Source organism: Rhodobacter sp. TJ_12, assembly GCF_020023995.1.
GTDB lineage: Bacteria > Pseudomonadota > Alphaproteobacteria > Rhodobacterales > Rhodobacteraceae > Rhodobacter.
Genome location: NZ_NRRD01000028.1, coordinates 20,935 through 29,860 on the forward strand (window position 1 = coordinate 20,935; position 8,926 = coordinate 29,860).

General features: G+C 63.0%; 11 protein-coding genes and 1 tRNA gene. 7 read left to right on the forward strand and 5 right to left on the reverse strand.

Translation table 11 applies throughout. The features are described from left to right. Window positions 1-48: 48 nt before the first annotated feature. From CKO11_RS15710 to CKO11_RS15720, 3 genes are all read right to left on the reverse strand, one after another. Window positions 49-609 (reverse strand): NADPH-dependent FMN reductase, encoded by a 561-nt coding sequence (locus tag CKO11_RS15710; protein WP_223640877.1) that lies wholly within the window; start codon window positions 607-609, stop codon window positions 49-51. Window positions 610-949: 340 nt separating this feature from the next. Next, window positions 950-1,438 (reverse strand): hypothetical protein, encoded by a 489-nt coding sequence (locus CKO11_RS15715; protein ID WP_223640879.1) that lies wholly within the window; start codon window positions 1,436-1,438, stop codon window positions 950-952. Window positions 1,439-1,680: 242 nt separating this feature from the next. Further along, window positions 1,681-2,490 carry a response regulator gene (locus CKO11_RS15720; protein ID WP_223640881.1) on the reverse strand — a complete coding sequence of 270 codons (810 nt, stop codon included), beginning with the start codon at window positions 2,488-2,490 and terminating at the stop codon, window positions 1,681-1,683. Between the two features lie 95 nt (window positions 2,491-2,585). On the opposite strand from CKO11_RS15720, the gene CKO11_RS15725 reads away from it, so the two are divergent. From CKO11_RS15725 to CKO11_RS15740, 4 genes are all read left to right on the forward strand, one after another. Further along, on the forward strand, window positions 2,586-2,774 hold the full coding sequence (locus CKO11_RS15725) for a NepR family anti-sigma factor (protein WP_223640883.1): 189 nt from the start codon (window positions 2,586-2,588) through the stop codon (window positions 2,772-2,774). Beyond that, a complete protein-coding gene (locus tag CKO11_RS15730) occupies window positions 2,771-3,349 on the forward strand; it encodes an RNA polymerase sigma factor (RefSeq protein WP_223640885.1) in 579 nt (192 codons plus the stop codon). Before CKO11_RS15725 ends, CKO11_RS15730 begins: the two co-directional genes overlap by 4 nt. Beyond that, on the forward strand, window positions 3,346-5,142 hold the full coding sequence (locus CKO11_RS15735) for a sensor histidine kinase (RefSeq protein ID WP_223640887.1): 1,797 nt from the start codon (window positions 3,346-3,348) through the stop codon (window positions 5,140-5,142). The genes CKO11_RS15730 and CKO11_RS15735 overlap by 4 nt, the downstream gene beginning before the upstream one ends. Window positions 5,143-5,246: 104 nt before the next feature. Beyond that, entirely contained in the window at window positions 5,247-5,420 is a 174-nt protein-coding gene (locus tag CKO11_RS15740; RefSeq protein ID WP_223640889.1) for a DUF1328 domain-containing protein, read from the forward strand. 110 nt (window positions 5,421-5,530) lie between these two features. On the opposite strand, the gene CKO11_RS15745 is transcribed toward CKO11_RS15740, so the two are convergent. After that, window positions 5,531-5,606 (reverse strand) — tRNA-Ile (locus CKO11_RS15745). 250 nt (window positions 5,607-5,856) lie between these two features. Here CKO11_RS15745 and purM point away from each other — a divergent pair. From purM to rnd, 3 genes are all read left to right on the forward strand, one after another. After that, entirely contained in the window at window positions 5,857-6,903 is a 1,047-nt protein-coding gene (gene purM / locus CKO11_RS15750) for a phosphoribosylformylglycinamidine cyclo-ligase (RefSeq protein WP_223640891.1), read from the forward strand. Then, a complete protein-coding gene (purN, locus tag CKO11_RS15755; RefSeq protein ID WP_223640893.1) occupies window positions 6,900-7,490 on the forward strand; it encodes a phosphoribosylglycinamide formyltransferase in 591 nt (196 codons plus the stop codon). Before purM ends, purN begins: the two co-directional genes overlap by 4 nt. Before the next feature lie 109 nt (window positions 7,491-7,599). Then, complete coding sequence (gene rnd / locus CKO11_RS15760; RefSeq protein WP_223640895.1) at window positions 7,600-8,754, forward strand: ribonuclease D; 1,155 nt, start codon at window positions 7,600-7,602, stop codon at window positions 8,752-8,754. Window positions 8,755-8,799: 45 nt separating this feature from the next. Here rnd and CKO11_RS15765 read toward each other — a convergent pair. After that, a partial coding sequence (locus tag CKO11_RS15765; protein WP_223640900.1) for a TetR family transcriptional regulator C-terminal domain-containing protein occupies window positions 8,800-8,926 on the reverse strand: 127 nt, incomplete at its 5' end.

An 8,926-nucleotide genomic window follows, 5' to 3' on the forward strand; every position in this document is an offset into this window, starting at 1 on the left:
ATCAACAAATGGAAAAGGGCGGCACCGGATGCGCCGCCCTTGGAAAGATCAATCGACGTGGCGCGCCACCCAGGCCGCATAGGCCTGCATGATCTTGCCAAGAAATGCGGCGCTGTCGTCCGATGCCAGCGCGCCGGTGTCATCGAACAGGCTGCCAAGGTTGCCAATATAGGCTTCGGGCTGGGCCATGGTCGGCACATCCAGCACCACCAGCGATTGGCGTAGGTGGTGATGCGCGCCAAAGCCCGCAAGCGCCCCCGCCGAGCCTGACACAACCAACCCCGGCTTACCCGCCCAGACGTTTTCGCCATAGGGGCGCGAGCCAACATCAAGCGCGTTTTTCATCGCGGCGGGCACCGCGCGGTTGTATTCGGGGGTGACGAACATCACCCCATCGGCCTTGGCGATTTCGGCACGAAAGCGCGTCCAGGGCGCGGGCGGGGTTTCGGTGTCCAGATCGGGATTGTAAAGCGCCAGATCGCCAATCTCGACGAAATCGAAGGCCAGCGTGTCGGGTGCAAGCGCGGCCATCGCCTTGGCCAATTTGCGGTTAAGCGAACCTGCGCGCAGGCTGCCCACGATCACGGCGATTTGGTATTTGCGGGGCATCATCTTGTCCTTTGTTCTTTCGGTTGTTTTGGGCGGTTGGCCGGCAATTACTTGTCTTTCTGGTACTTGTCTTTCTGGAACGTATTGCGCATTTTGGCGCAATCAACCGGCGCGCATCCGATTTTATGTGCGCATATGCACGTTCGGATGTGGAAACTTGAGGGCTGATTTTGGGAACCCGACGCGGCGCGCAGCGTTGCGGCTCTGGCGCGCCCAGCAAGAAGCCCCGCCCCAGCAAGAAGCCCGGAGACCAAAGCCTCCGGGCTCGCCCCGCGGCAGCCACCACGGAGGCGCCAAGCGGGGCCCCGGGCGGCCTTCCCGCCGCGCCCGGGCATATGCATTAATTCAGCCGCGCAACCACTTGGTTTGCAAAGGCATTCACCATAGCCACGTAATAGGCGGGGCTGTCGAAATAGGCGCCTTTTTTCAGCTTGCCCTCGGGGTCAAAGGCATGGGCGGCCGAGGTATTGACCAGCACGGTATAGCTGTCGAAATCGGAATTGTCGGTGGGCGAGGTGACATTGACCTGCCCCACCAGCACCGCCTGTTCCTCATCGGTCAGCTTTTCAAAGGTATTGGCCAAGGCCAAAGCGTCAATATCGACTGAAACCGTCGCGCCGCTCGGGGCGAGTTGCTCGTTTTCGGCCAGACGCTCGGCAATCGCTTCTTGCACGTCTTGGGCCACGCCGCCCCAATAGGCGGCAGCCTTGTCATTGGCGATGGCGGTCAGATCGGTTTCGACCTCGATTTCATGCACCTGCGTCGCCGCCAGCGCGGGGCTGGTAAGCAACAGGGCGGTGGTGGTGGCGATCAAGGTTTTGCGAAACATCGGGAAACTCCTGTTTGTCGCGGGATGCGCGCCTTGCGGCGCGTTCTGGGAACCAAACGCAAAAGTCGCATCTGCGTTCCCTCTTTTTCGTAAAACCCGTGTCACAGTGCCTTGAGTGCGGCCCGAGCGGCGCGTCCTGCCGAAAGGCGGGAGGACAAAAGGCGGGCGCTTTTGGCACCCGCCTTTTGTTATGTTGCAATATCTGGCGCGGACCTGCCTGCAACGCAGGCCCCGCGCGCCGCTTAGCCCGTCAACGTCTCGGTCGAGGCAAAGAACATCGCTTGGCTGACCGCCGAGCGCACCTGTTCTTCGGAGAAGGGCTTGGTGATCAAGAAGGCCGGTTCGGGCTTGTCGCCGGTCAACAGCCGTTCGGGGAAGGCGGTGATGAAGATCACCGGCACTTCGCCGATCTGGGTCAAGATGTCATTGACCGCATCGATGCCCGAGGAATTATCGGCCAGTTGAATATCCGACAAGATCAGATCGGGGCGGTCCTTGGCGGCCAAGGCCACCGCCTCGGCACGGGTGCGCGCCACGCCGGTTACGGTATGGCCGATGCCCGAGACGATATCGCTCAGATCCATGGCGATGATCGCTTCATCTTCGATCACCATCACCTTGCCGGTGACGGCGCGCGCCATTTCGCTATTGGCGGCAGCGATCAGCCCCGCCACTTCTTCGGCTTCCATCTGCATAATCGCGCCGATTTCCGCGTGGGTGAAGCCTTCGATCGAATGCAAAAGCAGCGCCTCGCGCGAGTTTTTGGTCAGCCCCGCCATGAGCGCCTGCGCACGCGCCGCGGGCCCATCGGCGGCCTCGGCCCCCGGTGCCCCGGCGCTGGCCCAAACAAGGTGGAAGGCATGGAACAGCCCCACTTTCGGGCGCGTTGCCGCCGCGACCACCGAAGGGTCAATCAGCAGGCTTTCCAATGTCGCCGCCGCGAAGGCATCACCCGATTGTTGGTTGCCGGTGAGCGCGCGCGCATAGCGGCGCAGATACGGAAGCTCCCCGGCAATCGCCTGCGACAGATCGAGGGTTGCGGTGGACGTCATCGATTTTTCTCCCCAATGCGAGTTTTTCTGGGAACCGAACGCGGCGCGGGGGCGTTGGGTTCCCGAAGATTGACTGATACACCCAAAAAAAGAGCATGGCGCAAGAGATGACAGAGGAAAAGAGCAAGCCCGCATTGCGGCGCGACATCGATGAAAACCTCAAGCGTGTCTATGAATCGGCGCTCGAACCCGAGATCCCGGACCGGTTCAAGGCGCTGTTGGCGCAACTCAAGGCGCAGCAGGATGGCGCGCAGCAAAATGCCGTGAAGGAGGACTCGCAGTGAATGGTGACGCCGCGACCAACCCCGCCGCCGACCCGCGCGACGAGCTGGCTACGCATATCCCTGCGTTGCGCGCCTTTGCGATTTCGCTGACCCGAAACGTGCCTGAAGCTGACGATCTGGTGCAAGAGGCGATCCTGAAAGCCTGGAGCAATTTCGACAAGTTTCAGGTCGGCACGGATATGAAGGCTTGGCTCTTCACGATTTTGCGCAACACGTTCTATTCGGCGCGCCGCAAAACGCGCCGCGAGGTGGCCGACCCCGATGGGGTGCATGCGGGCGCGCTTTCGGTGCGTCCGGCGCATGACGGGCGTCTGGCTTTGGCCGATTTCACCCGCGCCTTCGACCAACTTTCCGATGAACACCGCGAGGTGCTGATCTTGGTGGGCGCGAATGGCTATTCTTATGAACAGGCCGCCGAGATGATGGGCTGCGCGATCGGCACGGCGAAAAGCCGGGCGAACCGGGCGCGGGCGCGCTTGGCGGAATTGTTGGAGCTTGACGAAGGAGAAGATATTCTTTCCTCGCCCGCCTCCTTTCAGGCCGTGGCGGGCCCGGGCGGTCCGCAGGCAGCATGAGCCCGTTGCAATGGTTGCGGGCGCGCGTCGACGGGCTTGGCGCGCGGCTGATGCTGGTGATGGGGGTGGTGCTGCTGCCCCTTGCGATTTTGAGCTTTGCGCAATCCATGGCCTCGAACCGCTTGGCCGAAAGCCGGATGCGCGCCGCGATCTTGGGCGAGACACTGATGGCCGCCGCGCCGCAGATCGATTTGCTGATGCAGGCGCGCGGCACCGCGATGGCGATGGCGGCGGGCTTGCCGCAATGGCTCAAAGATCCCGAAACCTGTTCTGCCCATATGCGCCAGATCGCAAATACCGCCGAGGGGGATTATTCCTTCGTCGGCTTTGTGCCGGTGGATGGGCAGGTGCGCTGCACTTCGGGGGCGGGGCCGCATGATCTGACCGAGAGCGCGTGGCTCGCCGGTCAGGTGGCGAACCCGCGCCCGCTTTTGCATGTCAATCGCGCGGGGCCGATCTCGGGCACGTCGATTTTGAATTTTTCGCTTCCGGTGCGCGACCTTTCGGGGCAGTTGCTTGGGTTCGCCTCTGTGTCGATGCCGCATGCGGGTTTTGAAAACCGCGGCATCGCCGCCACCTCTGGCGGGGAACGCCCGCTGACGATTGTCACCTTTGACGCGACGGGCGAGGTGCTGACCTCGACCACCGGGCTTGATGATGTTGCCCGCGCGCTACCCGCCACGCGCCCGCTTGGCCAATTCGTGGGGCAGGGCGGGCAAAGCTTTTTGGCCGAGGCCGCCGATGGCCGCCGCCGCGCCTTTGCGGTGGTGCCGCTGTCCGAGGGCAATCTGTATCTTCTGGCCTCCTGGCCCGCCGATACGCTTGATGATGAGGGCGTTTTGTCGGATTGGCCGCCCTTTGCCTTTCCGTTTCTGATGTGGGCGGCCAGCCTTTTGGTGGCATGGCTTGCGGCGGAAAGTCAGGTTTTGCGCCATGTGCGCGTGTTGCATGCCTCGATCACCGCGTTTGCGCGCGGCGACCGGCGGGTGCGCCCGCTGTCAATGGCCGGGGCGCCGACGGAATTGCGCGATGTGGCCCGGGCGCATGAACATATGACCGAGGCGGTGTTGCATGACGAAGCCTATCTGGAAAATGTGATCCACCAAAAAGAGGTGCTGCTGCGCGAAGTGCATCACCGGGTGAAAAACAACCTGCAACTGATTGCCTCGATCCTGAACATGCAATTGCGCCGCGCGAAATCCGATGAGACCCGCGCCGCGATGACCAATGTGCAAGAGCGGGTGCTGAGCCTTGCGACGATCCACCGCGAACTTTATCTGACCTCGGGCCAGACCGATATTCGCGCCGATGAGCTGTTGCCCCGGATCGCGCGGCATATCCTGAAAATCGGCACCACGCGCGAGCGCCGCTTCGAACTGGATTTGCAGGTCGAGGATATTCGCCTTGTGCCCGATCAGGCGGTGGCGTTGGCGCTGCTGTTGACCGAGGGGCTGGATAATGTGCTCAAACATGCGTGGCGTGGTCAGCGCGGGCTGGCTGCGGTGCGCGTCAGCTTGGTGCGGCAAGACGATGGCACGGCGCTTTTTGAAATCGTCAATTCGCTGGCCCCAGCGGCCGAAGTGACGATGAGTGTGCCGCCGGGCATGGTGCCGCCCTCCGATGGCTTTGGCACCCGGCTTTTGGCGGCTTTTGCCGCGCAGTTGCAAGGTCGGCTGGAACGCGGGCAGGTGGACGAAAGCTACCGGCTGAGCCTGCATTTCACCCCGATTGCGCTGGAAGAGGCCGAGGCGCGCCGGTGTGGCGAGACAGAGGCCACCGCCAGCAGTCTATGACATTTTCGTGAGGGAACGCGGCAAAGGGGGTGGGCGTTTTGTCCCTACAAGCGTCGTCGCCGCGCGGCGATGCACCCCGAAACCGCTTCCGAAAGGAGATACCCATGCTTGGTTGGGCTTTGACCTTCCTCGTCGTCGCGCTGATTGCCGGTGCTTTGGGATTTGGCGGCATTGCCGGGGCCTCCGCCTCGATTGCGCAGGTTCTGTTCGTGCTGTTCTTGATCTTGTTTGTCGTCGCGATGGTGGCGCGCGCCCTGCGCGGCCGTCCGCCCGTCTGACACCAATGGTCTGACATCGACGCCATCGACAGATGAAACCAAACGAAAGGGCCTTCCTGCCGGAAGGCCCTTTTGACGTGGCATCGCGGCTGTTGCGCCACTGCCGGGGCTGGTAGGCCCGGAGGGACTCGAACCCCCAACCAAGGCGTTATGAGCGCCCTGCTCTGACCATTGAGCTACAGGCCCCCAGCACGCGCAAAGGCTTAGGCACGAAGCGCGTGTCGGTCAAGCGGTGTTGGCCCTGGCCGGTAACAAAGCGGCCCTGCGCGCGCGCTTGCGCAGCGGTGCGGTTGTGGCGGTGCGGCAGGATGTGCGATGATCGGCGCGGCATGCGGCAGGGCGTTGCGAGGCAAGCGGCTTTGCGCTAGGGCTTCGCGCGACGAATCCTTCGCGACCGATCCCCGGAACGCACCCCCCGCACTCCAAGGAGACAGCCATGAGCGAGCGCAAACCCGGCCTGACCTATTCGCAAGCGGGGGTCGATATCGACGCGGGCAATGCGCTGGTCGAACGGATCAAGCCCGCCGCCAAACGCACCACGCGCCCGGGCACGATGGCGGGGCTGGGCGGCTTTGGCGCTTTGTTCGACCTCAAGGGCGCGGGCTATAAAGACCCGATCTTGGTTGCGGCCACCGATGGCGTGGGCACCAAGCTGCGCATCGCCATCGATACCGGCAATGTCGATACGATCGGCATCGACCTTGTGGCGATGTGCGTGAACGACCTTGTCTGCCAAGGCGCCGAGCCGCTGTTCTTTCTGGACTATTTCGCCACCGGCAAGCTGGAGGTCGATCAGGCCGCGCGCATCGTCGAGGGCATTGCCGAGGGCTGCGCGCAATCGGGCTGTGCGCTGATTGGCGGCGAAACGGCGGAAATGCCGGGCATGTATGCCAAGGGCGATTTCGACCTTGCGGGCTTTGCTGTGGGGGCGATGGAACGCGGCGCCGATCTGCCCGCGGGCGTGCAGACGGGCGATGTGCTGTTGGGGCTTGGCTCGAACGGGGTGCATTCGAACGGCTATAGCTTCGTGCGCAAAGTGGTCGAGATGTCGGGCCTTGGTTGGGACGCGGCCTCGCCGTTTTCCGAGGGCTCGCTTGGCGAGGCGCTCCTTGCCCCCACCCGGCTTTACGTCAAACAGGCGCTGGCTGCGGTGCGCGCGGGCGGGGTGCATGCGCTGGCCCATATCACCGGCGGCGGGCTGACCGAAAACCTGCCGCGCGTGCTGCCCGAAGGCATGGGCGCCACCATCGATCTGGGCGCATGGGAACTGCCGGGCGTGTTCCGCTGGCTGGCCGAAACCGCCAATATGGAAGAGGCGGAGCTTTTGAAAACCTTCAACTGCGGCATCGGCATGATTTGCGTTGTCGCCGCAGACCAAGCCGAAGCACTGCAAAGCCTGTTGGAGGCCGAGGGGGAAACTGTCACCAAGCTTGGCACGATCACCGAAGGGGCGGGCGTCACCTATAAGGGCCAACTGCTGTGAAACGGGTCGCGATCCTCATTTCGGGGGGCGGCTCCAACATGCTGCGCCTTGTCGAGGACATGCAGACGCTGGCCTATGCGCGCCCGGTTCTGGTCGCCTCAAACGACCCAAGCGCGGGCGGCATCGAAAAAGCCGCGCGCAAGGGCGTGCCAACGGCGGTGATCGACCATCGCCCCTTTGGCAAAGACCGTGCCGCCTTTGAGGCGGAACTGCTTAAACCCATCTTGGCAGCCAAGCCCGATGTCGTCTGCTTGGCGGGCTTCATGCGGGTGCTGACGCCCGATTTCGTGCAGGCCTTCGAAGGGCGGATGCTGAACATCCACCCCTCGCTTTTGCCGAAATATCCGGGATTGCACACGCATCAGCGCGCGCTTGATGCGGGTGACACCGAGGCGGGCTGCACCGTGCATGAGGTGACGCCGGTTTTGGATGATGGCCCGATTTTGGGGCAAGCCCGGGTGCCGGTGCAGGCGGGCGACAGCGCCGAGACGCTGGCCGCGCGGGTGCTGGGGCAGGAACACGCTCTTTACCCCGCCGTGCTGCGCCGCTTCATCGCGGGCAATCGCACGCCGCTGTTTTTGACCTGATCTGCGGCGTAAACCGGGCAGAGCCTTGCGATCCGTGCTTTCCTTTGCGCCCTGCAACGCTTAAGGAAAATGACATCGGGCGGGATGACCCCGCGATAGAAAGGGCGCGATGCATACGATTTCCACCACCGAAGCTTTGACCGACTTTTGCAATCGCGCGAAACAAGCGCCCTATGTGACGGTCGATACCGAGTTTTTGCGCGAACGCACCTATTGGTCGAAGCTGTGCCTTGTGCAGATGGCGCTGCCCGGCAAAGACGGCGAGGCGGTGCTGGTCGATCCGCTGGCCGAGGGGATTTCGCTTGAGCCGCTTTATGACCTGTTCCGCCATGCGCCGACGGTCAAAGTGTTCCACGCCGCGCGTCAGGATCTTGAGATTTTCTTTACCGAAGCGCAGGTGTTCCCGCATCCGCTGTTTGATACGCAGGTCGCTGCGATGGTCTGCGGCTTTGGCGAACAGGTGGGCTATGAGACGCTGGTGCGCAAGATCGCCAAGCAATCGCTGGATAAAACCTCGCGCTTTACCGATTGGTCGCGCCGCCCGCTGACCGAGGCGCAAAAGAATTATGCCATCGCCGATGTCACCCATTTGCGGGTGATCTACGAATTCCTGTCCAAGGAACTGGCCAAATCGGGGCGCGAAAGCTGGGTCGAGGAGGAAGAGGCGATCTTGCTCAACCCCGAAACCTATATCAACCGCCCCGAAGAGGCGTGGATGCGCGTCAAGACGCGCACCAATTCGGGCCGCTTCATGGCGGTGGTGCGCGAATTGGCGCGGTTCCGCGAAGGCTTTGCCCAAGCCCGCAATATTCCGCGCTCGCGTATCTTTAAAGATGATGCGCTGTTGGAACTGGCCTCGACCAAGCCCACCTCGATGGAGGAGCTTGGCAAATCGCGTCTGTTGCTGCGCGAGGCGCGGCGCGGCGAGATTGCCGAGGGGATCATTACCGCCGTGAAGGCGGGGCTTGAGGTGAAGCCCGAAGATTTCCCCCGCACCGGCAGTGACGAGGCGCAGTTGCAGGTCAATACCGCGCTGGCCGATCTGTTGCGCGTGCTTTTGAAGGCGAAATCGGAACAGACCGGCGTTGCGGCAAAGCTGATCGCCACCGCGTCGGATCTGGATCGGATCGCGGCGGGCAAACGCGATGTTGCGGCGCTGCATGGCTGGCGGCTAGAGGTTTTCGGCACCGATGCGCTGCGCCTTGCCGACGGCGAGATCGCGCTCACGGCGGCGGGCGGGTCGGTGAAGGTCGTCGCGGTTTAAGCTTTCCGCGCCGGTTTTGGCTGGGGCGATTGGGGGCGGGTCTGTTCAGGGTTTGAGAAGTTTCTCAAACAGGGTCGAGAGGAAGATCTCGGCCTCGGCATGGGGGTTGTGGCCGGGGCCAAGGACGGCGCGGACCTGCACGTCGAAATCGGCGTAATGCTGGGTGAGCGCC